Source organism: Pseudomonas sp. ASL3 (genome assembly GCF_056680425.1).
The window spans coordinates 375,721-390,052 of record NZ_CM155281.1; the positions used below are offsets into that span (position 1 = coordinate 375,721).

At 58.3% G+C, this 14,332-nt stretch carries 13 protein-coding genes; 8 read left to right on the forward strand and 5 right to left on the reverse strand.

The genetic code is table 11. The annotated features are described in order from the left end of the window. Positions 1 to 116 precede the first annotated feature (116 nt). The 7 genes from AC1MEE_RS01760 (at position 117) to AC1MEE_RS01790 (ending at position 8,213) form a co-directional block, all read left to right on the forward strand. On the forward strand, positions 117 to 647 hold the full coding sequence (locus AC1MEE_RS01760) for a DUF2059 domain-containing protein (protein ID WP_480413506.1): 531 nt from the start codon (positions 117 to 119) through the stop codon (positions 645 to 647). A 12-nt stretch (positions 648 to 659) separates the two neighbouring features. Continuing rightward, positions 660 to 959 carry a BolA family protein gene (locus tag AC1MEE_RS01765; RefSeq protein WP_480413507.1) on the forward strand — a complete coding sequence of 100 codons (300 nt, stop codon included), beginning with the start codon at positions 660 to 662 and terminating at the stop codon, positions 957 to 959. A 306-nt stretch (positions 960 to 1,265) separates the two neighbouring features. Then, positions 1,266 to 2,204 carry an oxygen-dependent tRNA uridine(34) hydroxylase TrhO gene (gene trhO / locus AC1MEE_RS01770; RefSeq protein WP_480413508.1) on the forward strand — a complete coding sequence of 313 codons (939 nt, stop codon included), beginning with the start codon at positions 1,266 to 1,268 and terminating at the stop codon, positions 2,202 to 2,204. A gap of 36 nt (positions 2,205 to 2,240) precedes the next feature. After that, positions 2,241 to 2,843, forward strand: coding sequence for a DsbA family protein (locus AC1MEE_RS01775; protein ID WP_480416127.1), 603 nt, complete (start codon positions 2,241 to 2,243; stop codon positions 2,841 to 2,843). Further along, on the forward strand, positions 2,836 to 4,653 hold the full coding sequence (locus AC1MEE_RS01780; RefSeq protein ID WP_480413509.1) for an ABC transporter ATP-binding protein: 1,818 nt from the start codon (positions 2,836 to 2,838) through the stop codon (positions 4,651 to 4,653). The genes AC1MEE_RS01775 and AC1MEE_RS01780 overlap by 8 nt, the downstream gene beginning before the upstream one ends. 243 nt (positions 4,654 to 4,896) lie before the next feature. Then, complete coding sequence (locus tag AC1MEE_RS01785; RefSeq protein ID WP_480413510.1) at positions 4,897 to 7,362, forward strand: EAL domain-containing protein; 2,466 nt, start codon at positions 4,897 to 4,899, stop codon at positions 7,360 to 7,362. An 83-nt stretch (positions 7,363 to 7,445) separates the two neighbouring features. Next, the gene (locus AC1MEE_RS01790; protein ID WP_480416128.1) at positions 7,446 to 8,213 is read left to right on the forward strand and encodes an iron-containing redox enzyme family protein; all 768 of its coding nucleotides are present in this window, start codon (positions 7,446 to 7,448) and stop codon (positions 8,211 to 8,213) included. 38 nt (positions 8,214 to 8,251) lie between these two features. Here AC1MEE_RS01790 and AC1MEE_RS01795 read toward each other — a convergent pair whose 3' ends face one another. The 5 genes from AC1MEE_RS01795 to AC1MEE_RS01815 form a co-directional block, all read right to left on the reverse strand. Then, on the reverse strand, positions 8,252 to 9,178 hold the full coding sequence (locus AC1MEE_RS01795; RefSeq protein WP_480413511.1) for a GGDEF domain-containing protein: 927 nt from the start codon (positions 9,176 to 9,178) through the stop codon (positions 8,252 to 8,254). A gap of 238 nt (positions 9,179 to 9,416) precedes the next feature. Then, on the reverse strand, positions 9,417 to 10,157 hold the full coding sequence (locus AC1MEE_RS01800; protein ID WP_480413512.1) for a YciK family oxidoreductase: 741 nt from the start codon (positions 10,155 to 10,157) through the stop codon (positions 9,417 to 9,419). A gap of 159 nt (positions 10,158 to 10,316) precedes the next feature. Beyond that, complete coding sequence (gene mupP / locus AC1MEE_RS01805; RefSeq protein ID WP_480413513.1) at positions 10,317 to 10,988, reverse strand: N-acetylmuramic acid 6-phosphate phosphatase MupP; 672 nt, start codon at positions 10,986 to 10,988, stop codon at positions 10,317 to 10,319. Positions 10,989 to 10,992: 4 nt separating this feature from the next. Next, on the reverse strand, positions 10,993 to 11,691 hold the full coding sequence (gene ubiG / locus AC1MEE_RS01810) for a bifunctional 2-polyprenyl-6-hydroxyphenol methylase/3-demethylubiquinol 3-O-methyltransferase UbiG (RefSeq protein WP_480413514.1): 699 nt from the start codon (positions 11,689 to 11,691) through the stop codon (positions 10,993 to 10,995). Between the two features lie 60 nt (positions 11,692 to 11,751). Next, a complete protein-coding gene (locus AC1MEE_RS01815; RefSeq protein ID WP_480413515.1) occupies positions 11,752 to 13,098 on the reverse strand; it encodes a TRZ/ATZ family hydrolase in 1,347 nt (448 codons plus the stop codon). A gap of 156 nt (positions 13,099 to 13,254) precedes the next feature. Here AC1MEE_RS01815 and mtnA point away from each other — a divergent pair, with 156 nt between their 5' ends. Next, positions 13,255 to 14,331, forward strand: coding sequence for an S-methyl-5-thioribose-1-phosphate isomerase (mtnA, locus tag AC1MEE_RS01820; RefSeq protein ID WP_480413516.1), 1,077 nt, complete (start codon positions 13,255 to 13,257; stop codon positions 14,329 to 14,331). Position 14,332: the final 1 nt, after the last annotated feature.

Consider the following 14,332-nt stretch of genomic DNA (forward strand, 5'->3'; position numbering starts at 1 on the left):
ACCGCTGGCCCCTCAGCTAACCGCTCAGCCAGTCAGGGGTTGAGCCATAAGCGAACATGGGCGCAGAATGTCCGGTCTTGGGGTTCTGCCTCGCCTGTAGATGATAAGGAAACTTGATGACCCGTCTTCGTGCCATCTGTACCGCGGTTGCTCTGGTATGCGCCAGCGGCCAGGTTTTTGCCGATACCGCAAGCCACAACGCCAGTGCCGAAACCTTCCTCAAGCTGGCTCATGCCGACAAGCTGGGCACGCCGGTGTACATACAAGTTCAGCAAATGTTTGCACAGCGGTTTGCCGAAACCAAAGCCCCTGAGTCGAAAAAAGCCTTGCTTGAGACCTATCAGGCCAAAGCCAACGCAGCCCTGGATCAAGCCATCGGCTGGGACAAGCTCAAGCCAGACATGATCAAGCTCTACACCGCCAACTTCAGCGAAAGCGAGTTGAAGGATCTGGTCGCGTTCTATCAGTCCCCATTGGGCAAGAAAGTGCTGACCAAGATGCCTGAACTGACTCAGCAATCGGCTCAGTTGACCCAAGGCAAGCTCGAAAGCGCAGTGCCTGTCGTCAACAAATTGCTGTCTGACATGACCGCTGAACTGGAACCGACAAAAGCCGTCGCTCCTGCAGCACCGGCCAAAAAGCCTTAAGCGAAGCCAGAAATGACCATGCAACAGCGAATCGAGGCGGCATTGACCGCCTTGCAGCCGCAGCACCTGCAAGTGCTCGATGAGAGCCACATGCACAGCCGTGGCCTGCAGACGCACTTCAAGGCGGTACTGGTCAGTGACCAGTTCGCCGGCTTGAGCGCGGTCAAACGCCATCAGAAGGTGTATGCCACTCTGGGTGATTTGATGGGCGAGTTCCATGCCCTGGCGCTGCACACCTATACCCCTGAAGAATGGGTAAAAGCAGGTGCGGCCCCGGCTTCGCCCACCTGTGCCGGTGGTAGCAAGCACTGATAAACGCCGCTGTCTGTAGGAGCGCGCTTGCCCGCGATCGGTCCGGGGTCGCGTCCGACCGAAGCAGTCGCAAATAGGCTGGACACGATATTGCTGGAAGGTCCTTCGGCCCTTATCGCGGGCAAGCGCGCTCCTACATTAATTGACCGTGTTTGCTGCGCGACAGCGCGAGTCTCCTGCAAGTGACCTGAAGCAAGCCATGCTTGCGCAGTTTTTGCTAGAATCCGCAACGCGCCGCTTATTAGTCGGCGCGTTTTTTTTGCATCGGGTCGGCTCTTTGCGAGAGCACCCACCTGGAGACGTACCATGAATCAAAAGATTGTCGTGGCGGCATTGTATAAGTTCGTCACCCTCACCGATTACGTAGCCCTGCGCGAACCGCTGCTGCAGGCGATGGTCGATAACGGCATCAAAGGCACCTTGCTCATCGCTGACGAAGGCATCAACGGCACCGTTTCCGGTAGCCGTGAAGGCATCGACGGCTTGATGGCCTGGCTGAAAAACGATCCGCGCATGGACGATATCGATCACAAGGAATCGTACTGCGACGATCAGCCGTTCTATCGCACCAAGGTCAAACTCAAGAAAGAAATCGTCACCCTGGGCGTCGACGGCGTTGACCCGAACAAGCAGGTTGGCACCTACGTCGATCCACAAAACTGGAACGCGCTGATCAGTGATCCGGAAGTCCTGCTGATCGACACCCGTAACGATTACGAAGTTTCGATTGGCACCTTTGAAGGCGCCATCGATCCGAAAACCACCAGTTTTCGCGAGTTCCCGGATTACATCAAAGCCCACTTCGACCCGGCCAGGCACAAGAAAGTCGCGATGTTCTGCACCGGTGGCATCCGTTGTGAAAAAGCTTCGAGCTTTATGCTCAGTCAGGGCTTTGATGAGGTCTATCATCTCAAGGGCGGGATCCTCAAATACCTTGAAGAAGTCCCGCAAGAAGAAAGCCAGTGGCGTGGTGACTGCTTTGTTTTCGATAACCGCGTCACCGTGCGTCACGACTTGAGCGAAGGTGATTACGACCAGTGCCACGCGTGCCGGACGCCGATCAGCGCCGAGGACCGTGCCAGCGAGCACTATTCGGCGGGTATCAGTTGCCCGCACTGCTGGGATAAATTAAGCGAGAAGACCCGTCGTAGCGCTATCGATCGGCAAAAGCAGATCGAACTGGCGAAGGCACGTAATCAGCCACACCCGATTGGTCGCAACTACCGACTGCCAACAGAGGCCTGAGCCATGCAAGCCCGCCTGCTCTATGTGATGGACCCGATGTGTTCCTGGTGCTGGGGCTTCGCTCCGGTGGCCGAGGCCCTGGTGCAGCAAGCGCAGGCGGCGGGCGTGGCATTGCATTTGGTGGCGGGCGGGTTGCGAACTGGCAGTGGTGCGGCGCTGGAACCCGCTACGCAGCGCTACATCCTTGAGCATTGGCACGCGGTGGCGAAAACCACCGGTCAGCCATTTCGCTTCGAAGGAGCCTTGCCGGAAGGTTTTGTTTACGACACCGAGCCGGCCTGTCGCGCCGTGGTCGCTGCGCGAAGTCTCGACCCGGAGAGTGCCTGGACGCTGGTTAAATTGATTCAGCAGGCTTTCTATGTCGAAGGCCGCGATGTAACCCAAACCTCGGTTCTGGTGGAGTTGGCGGAACAGGCCGGTTTGCCTCGGATCGAGTTCGCCGAAGCCTTCGACAGCGCCGAACAGTACGCGGCCACGGCGGCGGATTTCACTTGGGTGCAAGATCTGGGCATCGCCGGTTTCCCGACCTTGCTCGCTGAGCGCAACGGTCAATTGGCGTTGTTGACCAACGGTTATCAACCCCTCGATGAGTTAGCTCCATTGCTCGGCCGTTGGCTGGAGCGCGCAGCCTGTGCATGAGCAACCGAGCAAGCCTGAATCAACACCGCGTATCGATCGACTGAGCTGGGCTGAAATTCGCCGGCTGGCGCTGCATCATAAAAAGGCGTTGTGGATCGCCAACGGCGTGGCGGTGCTGGCGACCTTGTGCAGCGTGCCGATCCCCTTGCTATTACCCTTGCTGGTTGATGAAGTGCTGCTCGGGCACGGCGATTCAGCCCTCAAATTCATGAATCATCTGTTGCCCGACAGCTTGCAAAAGGCTGTGGGTTACATCGGTCTGATGCTGCTGGTGACCTTCAGCCTGCGTCTGGGCGCGCTGGTGTTCAACGTGCTGCAGGCGCGCTTGTTCGCCGGGTTGGCCAAAGACATCGTTTACCGCATCCGCATTCGTGTGATCGAGCGCCTCAAGCGCATCTCCCTCAGCGAGTACGAAAGCCTGGGCAGCGGTACGGTGACCACCCATCTGGTGACCGATCTCGACACCCTGGACAAATTCGTCGGCGAAACCTTGAGCCGTTTCCTTGTCGCCATGCTGACCCTGATCGGCACTGCGGGCATTCTGGTGTGGATGCATTGGCAGTTGGCGCTATTGATCCTGCTGTTCAACCCCTTGGTGATCTACGCCACGGTGCAATTGGGCAAGCGCGTCAAACACCTGAAAAAACTGGAAAACGACAGCACCTCGCGGTTCACCCAGGCGCTGACGGAAACCCTTGATGCGATTCAGGAAGTCCGTGCCGGCAATCGCCAGGGCTTCTTTCTTGGCCGCCTGGGCTTGCGGGCTCAGGAGGTACGCGACTACGCCGTCGCCTCCCAATGGAAGAGCGACGCCTCAAGCCGCGCCAGCGGGCTGTTGTTTCAGTTCGGCATCGATATCTTCCGCGCGGCGGCGATGCTCACGGTGCTGTTCTCCGATCTGTCCATCGGCCAGATGCTCGCGGTGTTCAGCTACCTGTGGTTCATGATTGGCCCGGTGGAGCAGCTACTCAATCTGCAATACGCCTACTATGCCGCCGGCGGGGCTCTGTCCCGGATCAACGAACTGTTGGCGCGCGCTGACGAGCCGCAATACCCCGGTGGCACGGACCCGTTCAAAGGCCGGGAAACGGTCGGCATCGAGGTGCGCGGCCTGAGTTTCGGTTATGGCGAAGAACTGGTGCTGGATCAGTTGAACCTGTCGATTGCGCCCGGGGAAAAGGTAGCCATCGTTGGCGCCAGTGGCGGCGGTAAAAGTACCCTGGTCCAACTGCTGCTGGGGCTTTATACGGCCCAGGCGGGCAGCATCCGTTTTGGCGGTGCGAGCCAGCAGGAAATCGGTCTGGAAACCGTGCGAGAACATGTCGCGGTGGTCCTGCAACATCCGGCGTTGTTCAATGATACGGTGCGCTCCAACCTGACCATGGGCCGTGAGCGCAGTGATGAAGCCTGTTGGCGCGCACTGGAAATCGCCCAGCTCGACGCCACTATCAGGGGCTTGCCGCAAGGCCTGGATAGCATCGTCGGGCGCTCCGGCGTGCGTTTGTCCGGTGGTCAGCGTCAGCGGCTGGCCATTGCACGTATGGTGTTGGCTGAACCCAAGGTCGTGATCCTCGACGAAGCCACCTCGGCCCTCGACGCAGCGACCGAATACAACCTGCATCAAGCCTTGTCGCGTTTCCTCAGCGGCCGAACGACGCTAATCATCGCCCACCGCCTGTCAGCAGTGAAACAGGCGGACCGTGTGCTGGTATTCGATGGCGGACGCATCGCCGAAGATGGCGATCACCAACAATTGATCGCCGATGGCGGGCTGTACGCGAAACTTTACGGTCATTTGCAGCAAATATAATGACCAATCGTTCTTGTCGAAGATCGGTTTATGAACAAATCTAGCGGTACGAACCCTTTGAACCCCCCGTTTTTCAATAGATGCCGCCGATCACAGGACCGCACTGGGCGGTAGCACGCTTCGAATTTGAGAAAATGGCCTGCGGTGTTGTCCCGTTTTAGCCTAGGCTGAGCTCAGGAATCATCACTTAAGCTGCACGGTGGCTGCAGGGTGAGTATCAGGAACGCTTATGAAAGGGAACCCATGAAGCCAAAGCGGATTCTTGAGAAGCCCCGACTGCTGGGCATTGTTTGGCCATTTATCGCTGTCGTGCTGTTCCAGGCGCTTCTGGGGTGTGTGAGCTTGTATGTGCTGTCGGCGGTGCGTGGCTATGTCGCCGGTGAGAGCCTGTGGTCCAAAGGGCAAAAAGATGCCATTTACTACCTCAACTTGTATGCCAACAGCCGGGATGAGCTGAACTACCTGAAATACCAGGACGCCATTGCCATACCTCAGGGCGGTCACGATCTGCGGGTTGCCCTTGATCGACCCATCCCGGACCTGTCTGCCGCCCGCGCCGGCCTCCTGCAAGGCGGTAACCACCCGGATGACGCCCACAGCATTATCTGGCTGTATTTGAACTTTCGTCATTTCAGTTATATGGAAAAAGCCATCGAGTTGTGGAAAGTCGGTGACGACTATCTGTTTCAACTCGACGACGTTGCCCGGCAGATGCACAGCCGTATCACTCAAAAGATTGCCACCCATGGTGATGTGCTTGGCTGGAAATCTGAGATCAATGCTATCAACGAGGGTGTAACGCCTGCGGCGAAGGCCTTCAGCGATGCGCTGGGGGAGGGTTCACGGGTCATTCTGCGCACACTGCTGTACACCAACCTGGCGACTGCGATGGTGTTGATTCTTCTGGCACTGTTGCGCACCCATAAGCTGTTGGCGCAACGGCACGCTTTCGCCAGCGCCCTGCAACAGGAAAAAGAGCGTGCGCAAATCACTCTGGAGTCGATCGGCGACGGGGTGATCACCACCGATGTCGAAGGCTCCATCGCCTACATGAATCCGGCCGCCGAGCATTTGACCCACTGGAAAAGCGAGCAGGCTTGCGGCTTGCCGCTGGCTGCGCTGTTCAATCTGCTGGACGAGAATGACCAGAAAGACAGCTTCACCCTGATTGAGCACATCCTCGGTGGCAAGCTGAGTGGCGGCAGCGAACATTCGCGACTGATCCAGCGCCTGGATGGCAGCACGGTATCGGTTGCACTGGTGGGCTCACCGATCCAGACCGACGGCAAGACCAGCGGCACTGTACTGGTCCTGCATGACATGACCCAGGAGCGGCAGTACATCGCCAACCTGTCCTGGCAGGCGACCCACGATGCGTTGACCGGGCTGGCCAATCGGCGCGAGTTCGAATATCGACTGGAGCAGGCACTCAATAACCTGGCGCGTCAGGCCAGCCGGCACTCGCTGATGTTTCTCGATCTGGATCAATTCAAGCTGGTCAACGACACCAGTGGCCATGCGGCGGGGGATGAGTTGTTGCGGCACATTTGCACCCTGTTGCAACAAGGTCTGCGCGAGGGCGACACGCTGGCGCGGCTGGGTGGCGATGAATTCGGCATTCTCTTGGAGAACTGCCCGCCGGAAGCCGCGGAAAAGATTGCCGATGGCCTGCGTCAGACCGTGCAAAGCCTGCATTTCGTCTGGAAGGGACGGCCTTTCGTGACCACTATCAGCATCGGGCTGGTGCATATCTCCCAGGTGCCGACCACGCTCGAGGCCTCACTGCGCGCGGCGGACATGGCGTGTTATATGGCCAAGGAGAAGGGGCGCAATCGGGTGCAGGTCTACCACGCCGACGACTCGGAACTGTCCATGCGTTTCGGCGAAATGGCCTGGGTCCAGCGGTTGCACATGGCCCTGGAAGAAAACCGTTTCTGCCTCTACTCCCAGGAGATTGCCGCGCTGGGGCATGTCAGTGAGCATGCCGGCGGACACATTGAGATTTTGCTACGGCTGCGCGATGAAGCAGGGCGGATGATCCTACCGGACAGTTTCATTCCGGCCGCCGAGCGCTATGGCCTGATGACCACGCTGGATCGTTGGGTGGTGCAAAACGTGTTCAAGATCATTGCCCAGTGCTTGCGCGAGGCAAAGCGCAGCGGCCCGATGGCGATGTGTGCGATCAACCTGTCAGGGACCAGTATTGGCGATGACGCGTTTCTTGAGTATTTGAAGGCGCAATTCGACACCTACCAAATACCGCCCGACCTGATCTGTTTTGAAATTACCGAAACGAGTGCTATTTCAAACCTGGGCAGTGCCATCCGTTTTATCAATGAGTTAAAAGGCTTGGGTTGCCTGTTTTCCCTGGATGACTTTTGTGCCGGAATGTCGTCATTCGCTTACCTCAAACATTTGCCTGTAGACTTCTTGAAAATCGATGGCAGTTTTGTAAAGGACATGCTTGACGATCCTATCAATCGCGCCATGGTGGAAGTGATCAACCACATCGGGCATGTCATGGGCAAACAGACAATTGCCGAGTTTGTTGAAACGCCGCAGATCGAGCAGGCACTGCTTGAGATCGGTGTTGATTTTGCGCAGGGTTACATTATTGAGCGTCCGCAATTGTTTACGTGTGAAAGTTTGCACTCCCGGCCGGCACGCCCCACACCGCTGTTGTTCAGGGCGCCTGGAACTTTCCGCTGAAACTGATTGCACGTTGGAACAGTCACACTACAAAAAAAGGAGCCGTAACAGTGATCGATACTTTCAGCAGAACCGGTCCGCTCATGGAAGCAGCCAGTTATCCGGCCTGGGCACAGCAATTGATTCTGGATTGCAGTGAAGCCAAGCGTCGAGTGGTAGAACATGAGTTGTATCAGCGGATGCGCGATGCCCGTCTGAGTTCGAAAACCATGCATCAGTATCTTGTCGGCGGTTGGCCGGTGGTTGAGCAGTTCGCCCTGTATATGGCGCAGAACCTGATCAAAACCCGCTTCGCCCGTCATCCCGGCGAGGACATGGCGCGCCGTTGGTTGATGCGCAATATTCGCGTGGAACTCAACCATGCTGATTATTGGCTGAACTGGAGCATGGCCCATGGCGTCAGCCTGGAAGAGTTGCAGGCCCAGCAAGTCCCGCCTGAATTGCATGCGCTGAGTCATTGGTGCTGGCATACCAGTGCGTCGGATTCGCTGATCATTGCCATTGCTGCGACCAATTACGCCATTGAGGGCGCTACCGGCGAGTGGACGGCTATTGTCTGTTCGAGTGGGGTGTATGCCGAGGCTTTCCCGGAAGAACAGCGCAAGCGCGCCATGAAGTGGCTGAAAATGCACGCGCAATATGACGATTCACATCCCTGGGAAGCGCTGGAAATCATCTGCACGCTGGCCGGCAACAATCCAAGTGTCCAATTGCGGACCGAACTGCGCCAGGCCGTCACCAAAAGCTACGACTACATGTACCTGTTCCTGGAGTGCTGCATCCAACAGGAAATGGCGCCGCAATCGCGCGAGCCTATGGTATTGGTCGATAGCCAGGCTCTAAACAGATAGTCGCGGGGCGATAAACACAGCAGGTTAAGCAATCGAGCTTAGCCCGCCATCGTCAGACGATTACGACCTTCACGTTTGGCCACATACAACGCACTGTCGGCGCGGCGCAGCAAGCTGTCGACCGATTCGGCCGGCAACAGCGTGGCGCAACCCAGACTGACCGTCAGCGCGATGGGATGACCCAGCATGGGGTAGGTGAGTTGCAGCGCCGCATAACGTAGACGCTCGCCCACCATCGCAGCCGCTTCGCGACTGGTGTTGGAGAGCACGATCAAGAATTCCTCGCCACCAAAACGAAACACCATATCGATATTGCGCAGTTGACCCTTGATCGAGTCAGCGACGGCCTTGAGCACTTCATCGCCCGTGGTATGGCCGTGGATATCGTTTACCCGTTTGAAATGATCGATGTCGAGCATCAGCAATGACAACGGGTGCTTATGACGGCGTGCCAGCTCTATTTCCCGCGACAGGGTCTGATCCATGGCGATTCGGTTGCCAGTGCCTGTCAGCGGGTCCCGCAGGGCGCTCTGCGTTGCTGCCCGATACAGCAGGGCGTTGCGCAGTGGAAACAACAGGCAGGCCAATAACGATTCGAGCTGGGTCAACTCTTGTTCTGAAAAGCGCTGGTTGCGTTGAAACACCAATTCGCCCAGATGCTCGCCGTCATTGCTCAAGCTATAACTCACGCAATGATGCGCGCGTTCGCCGAGTTTCAAATGCAGGTCGTCGGTGCGGTGTTCGTAATTCAGGGCCTTAAGCGGGATCAATCGCTGAATGCCGCGAAAAAAAATCGACAGGATCTTTTCCGCTTCAAGGCTGGTTTGCAATTGCAGGCCAAGCTCCTGACGTAGCTGCTCCAGATCGGCCGGCAGCTGCGCTACATTTTGCTGCTGACCAAATCCCAGCCGTTGCAATTTAGCGCTGTCGAAATCAATTGCACGGATCTGGGTAGGAGAACTCATTTTTTTACTCCTAAAACACATGATGCGGTCTTAGCTTACTTGTTTAAGCGAAAGTCGTGCCAATGAGTTTATTTGAGTTAAAGCTATTGGTATTCAGAGGTTTAACGGTTTCGATAACACGTCGACCGTGGAGGCTCGGCGCTTATTTGACTCGCTTAGTGATCTTTGGTAACCGTGCCCACTGAAGGTGACAAAATTCTGTCACGCCGTGGGCATTGTTTTAATGAGCGCGGCCAGCTTATTGAGCGTCGAACGCCTGGCCATTGATGCCGTTGCTGTCGGGGCCCATCAAGTACAGATAGATCGGCATGATCTCTTCAGGTGTCGGATTATTCAGCGGGTTTTCGCCCGGATAAGCCTGTGCCCGCATGCTGGTGCGAGTGGCACCCGGGTTGATGCTGTTGGAGCGTACTGGCGCGACGTTTTCCACTTCGTCGGCCAGGGTCTGCATCAAACCTTCGGTGGCGAACTTGGACACCCCGTAGGCGCCCCAGTAAGCACGGGCCTTGCGCCCGACGCTGCTGGAGGTGAACACCACCGAAGCGTCCCGGGACAGTTTGAGCAGCGGCAGCAGCGTGCTGGTGAGCATGAACATGGCATTGACGTTGACGTGCATCACGCGCATGAAGTTTTCGCCGGACAACTGCTCCAGAGGCGTGCGCGGGCCGATGATCGACGCGTTGTGCAGCAGGCCGTCGAGGTGGCCGAATTCGGTTTCGATCATCGCCGCCAGTTCGTCGTATTGATGCGGTAGGGCGGTTTCCAGATTGAACGGAATCACTGCCGGCTGAGGATGGCCCGCAGCTTCGATCTCATCATAGACCTGGCTCAGATTGGCCTCGGTCTTGCCCAGCAGCAACACGGTGGCGCCGTGAGTGGCGTAGGTCTTGGCGGCAGCGGCACCAATGCCACGGCCGGCGCCGGTAACCAGAATCACCCGATCCTTGAGCAGTTCGGGGCGAGCGGAATAATCAAACATGAAAAACCTCAACGGAAATAAATAAGCTGATGCGCATGTAGGGGACTGATTTTATTTTTCGCGCTCTTTGAAAAATCAATCTGTCCCCGGTCTCGCTCAAAACGGGGACAGATTAATTTTCGATGAAGCGCTGAAAATAAATCAGTCCCCTGGCTTGTCTCAGCAGCTACACAGTGCGCTATCCAGCACCTTGCGCAGGTCCAGCGGGTGATCGACCACCACGTCGGCGCCCCAATGATCGGGATTGTCGTGCGGATGGATGTAGCCATAACGCACCGCTGCGGTCTTGGTGCCGGCGTCGCGGCCGGACTCGATGTCGCGCAGGTCATCACCGACGAACAGCACGCTGGCTGGCTCCAGGCCGAGCATGCGACACGCCAGGGTCAGCGGCTCGGGGTCGGGCTTGCTGTTGGTCACGTGTTCCGGGCAGATCAGGATCGCCGAGCGCTCGGCCAGGCCCAGTTGCTCCATGATCGGTTGGGCAAAGCGCAGCGGCTTGTTGGTCACCACGCCCCAGATCAGATTGGCTTTTTCGATATCGGCCAGCAATTCGACCATGCCCTCGAACAGCTTGCTGTGGACTGCACAGTCGACTTGATAGCGTTCGAGAAACTCCAGGCGCAGCGCTTCGAATTCCGGCGCCATTGGCGAGAGGGCGAACGTCGCCGCGACCATCGCCTTGGCCCCACCGGAAATCTCATCGCGAATCAGCTTGTCCGACACCGGCGGAAAACCACGATCAGCAAGCATGCTCTGGCAGATCGCGATGAAATCCGGCGCGGTATCGAGCAGCGTGCCGTCCATGTCGAATAAAATCGCTCTCAAACGCATGTCCTTATGCCTCCCGAAGTGTCTGGATCATGTAGTTGACGTCGACATCGGACGCCAGCTTGTAGTGTTTGGTCAGTGGGTTGTAGGTCAGGCCAATGATGTCCTTGACCTGCAAGCCCGCTTCGCGACTCCAGGCGCCCAGCTCGGAAGGGCGGATGAATTTCTTGAAGTCGTGGGTGCCGCGCGGCAGCAGGCCCATGATGTATTCGGCGCCGACGATGGCGAATAGATACGCCTTGGGGTTGCGGTTGATGGTGGAGAAAAACACCTGGCCGCCCGGTTTGACCATGCGGAAGCAGGCGCGAATCACCGACGACGGGTCTGGAACGTGCTCCAGCATTTCCAGGCATGTCACCACGTCGAACTGCTCAGGCATTTCTTCGGCGAGGTCTTCGGCGGTGATCTGCCGGTAGTCCACGGTCACGCCCGACTCCAGTTGATGCAGCTGCGCCACCGCCAGCGGCGCTTCGCCCATGTCGATGCCCATTACCGTGGCGCCGCGCAGGGCCATGGCTTCGCTGAGGATGCCGCCGCCGCAACCGACATCGAGCACCTTTTTGCCGGCCAGATTGACCCGCTCGTCAATCCAGTTGACCCGCAGCGGATTGATGTCATGCAGCGGCTTGAACTCGCTGTTGCGGTCCCACCAGCGATGGGCCAGGGCTTCGAATTTAGCGATTTCAGCGTGGTCGACGTTGCTCATGGGTAGTCCTCTAAAACTCGATTCTTTCGTCCTGTCCGGGCGTTGAGGCCCGAACGGTCATTATTCGGTCTGACCTGGCTCTTTATGGCCAGAAATGCGCTGGCCCCAGGCCTTGGCGGTCTCACACAATGCTTGTTCATCCATTCGGGTCAGGCGCCGCTGGTCGAGCAGTTGCTTGCCGGCGACCCAGACGTGGGTCACGCAATCGCGGCCCGTGGCATATATAAGCTGCGACACCGGGTCATAAACCGGTTGCTGAGCGAGTCCCGAGAGGTCGAAGGCGACGATATCCGCGGCTTTGCCGATCTCCAGCGACCCCGTTTCCACCTGAATGCCCATGGCGCGGGCGCCGTTCAGGGTTGCCATGCGCAGGGCGCGATGCGCGTCCAGTGCGGTAGCCGAGCCGGCGACAGCCTTGGCCAGCAGGGCGGCCGTGCGGGTTTCGCCGAGCAGGTCCAGGTCATTGTTGCTGGCCGCGCCATCGGTGCCGATCGCGACATTGACCCCTGCTTGCCACAGGCGTTCCACCGGGCAGAAGCCGCTGGCCAGTTTCAGGTTCGATTCAGGGCAATGGATCACGCTGGAGTTGCTTTCTACCAGCAAAGCCAGGTCCTCATCGCTGATCTGGGTCATGTGTACCGCTTGAAAGCGCGGGCCCAACAGGCCGAGACGGGACAGGCGCGTCAGTGGCCGTTCATTGCGGTGCTCGACGGATTGTTCCACCTCGAAGGTGGTCTCATGTACATGCATGTGAATCATCGCGTCGAGTTCATCAGCCAGAACCCGGATTTTTTCCAGGTTTTCATCGCCGATGGTGTACGGCGCATGGGGGCCGAAGGCGATCGTGATCCGGGGATGATGCTTGAGGTCGTTGAACAGCTCGACACCCTTGTGCAGTGCTTCGTCAGCGGTGCGTGCGCCCGGAATAGGGAAGTCCAGCACAGGTACGGTGATTTGCGCGCGAATGCCACTGTTATGCACGCGTTCGCTGGCCACTTGCGGGAAGAAATACATGTCAGAGAAGCACGTGATGCCGCCTTTGAGTTGCTCGGCGATGGCCAGGTCGGTGCCGTCACGAACGAAGGCTTCGTCGACCCACTTGGCTTCGGCGGGCCAGATATGCTGCTCCAGCCAGGTCATCAGCGGCAGGTCGTCGGCCAGGCCACGAAACAGCGTCATGGCCGCGTGTCCATGGGCGTTGATCAGTCCGGGGCTGAGCAGCATGCCCGGCAGTTCGCGAACCTCCAGCGCCGCTTGCTTCAACGCTTCGGCTCTAGGGCCTATGTACACGATAAGACCGTCTCGAATGCCCAGGCCGTGTTCTTTGAGAACCACGCCAGCAGGTTCGACCGGCACCAGCCAGGTGGGCAGGAGCAACAGGTCGAGCGGGGCAGCAGGATTCGGCATAGCGGGGCATCCAGAGCTTATATACAGGGACGGCGAAGTATACCCGAGCGTCTTCGTGGGCGGCTCGCTATAATCGGCGGCTTTTGATTCCTGGCTTTCGATGTTGGTTTTCTATTTTTCAGTTGGCTTTCTATTTTTAAGTACGTGGGGTATGAGATGCGCGATCGACTATTGGCTGCTGAGAAGGTGAAAGCCATCGATTGGCGGGACGGCGCTCTGCATCTGCTCGACCAGCGCGTGCTGCCGTTCGAGGAAACCTGGCACGCGTACACCACGGTTGTGGGTGTGGCTGAGGCCATTCGCTCGATGGTTGTGCGTGGCGCGCCAGCCATTGGCATTACTGCGGCTTATGGCGTGGTGCTGGCCGCGCGCGCACGTATCGCCGCTGGCGGCGACTGGACGGCGGCCCTGGAACAGGATTTCACCTTGCTGGCTGATTCGCGGCCCACGGCCGTCAACCTGTTCTGGGCGCTGAACCGCATGCGCGAGCGCCTGCAGCGCTTGAAAGACAGCGAATCGCCCTTGGCTGCACTGGAAGCAGAGGCGGTGGCGATTCACCTGAGTGATCGCGAAGCCAACCTGACCATGGCCCAGCTCGGTGCGGACCTGATCCGCAAGCATCAGGGCAACCTGCAAACCGTATTGACCCACTGCAACACGGGTGCGCTGGCGACTGGCGGCTTCGGCACCGCGCTGGGTGTGATCCGTGCTGCGTACCTGGAAGGCATGATCGAGCGGGTCTATGCCGATGAAACCCGGCCCTGGCTGCAAGGCTCGCGTCTGACTGCCTGGGAGCTGGCCAACGAAGGCATCCCGGTCACGGTCAACGCCGACTCGGCCGCCGCGCACCTGATGCGCACCAAAGGCATTACGTGGGTCATCGTCGGTGCCGACCGCATCACCGCCAACGGCGACGTGGCGAACAAGATCGGCACCTATCAACTGGCCGTCGCTGCCATGCACCACGGCGTCCGCTTCATGGTGGTAGCGCCTAGTTCGACCATCGACATGGCCCTGGCCAGTGGCGAAGACATTCCTATTGAAGAGCGTGACGGTCATGAGTTGCTGGAACTCGGTGGTCAGCGCGTCGGTGCCGACGTCGACGCCTTCAATCCGGTATTCGACGTGACGCCGGCTGACCTGATCGATGTCATCGTGACCGAGAAGGGCATCGTCGAACGTCCCGACACCGCCAAGATGGAGCAACTGATGTGCCGCAAGCGTCTTCATTGAG